This window comes from Streptomyces sp. NRRL S-87 (assembly GCF_000719335.1).
Lineage (GTDB): Bacteria > Actinomycetota > Actinomycetes > Streptomycetales > Streptomycetaceae > Streptomyces.
In genome coordinates this window covers 1-400 of record NZ_JOGB01000194.1, presented here as the reverse complement: position 1 = coordinate 400, position 400 = coordinate 1, and the positions used below count along the sequence as shown (strand labels likewise).

The window sequence follows — 400 nt, the reverse complement described above, 5'->3', positions numbered from 1 at the left end:
CCGGCCGCGAACTTCTTGATCAGCGGAAGGTCGACGCCGCCGATGAAGCCGACCTGGCCGTCCTTGGACTTCAGCGCCGCCGCGACACCGGCGAGGTACGAGCCCTGCTCCTCGGTGAAGACGATGGAGGCCACGTTCTTGGCCTCGGAGACCGAGTCGATCAGGCCGAAGGTGGTGTCGGGGTGCGACTTGGCGACCTTGTCGATCGCGGCCTGGTAGGCGAAGCCGACACCGATCACCGGGTTGTAGCCGCCCTCGGCGAGCGACGCCAGACGCTGCTCACGGTCGGCCGGGGTCTCGCCGCTCTTGGCGGTGAGCTCCTTGGTCTCGGCGTCGAACTCGGCCTTGGCCTTGTCCAGACCACGGGCGGCGGAGTCGTTGAACGAGTTGTCGCCACGGC

Annotated in this window: 1 protein-coding gene; it reads right to left on the bottom strand. The window is 68.0% G+C overall.

Going from position 1 to position 400, the window contains the following annotated elements; translation table 11 throughout:
- Positions 1 to 400: BMP family protein (locus IF43_RS37535; protein ID WP_037891721.1), on the bottom strand; the 400-nt coding region annotated here is incomplete at both ends.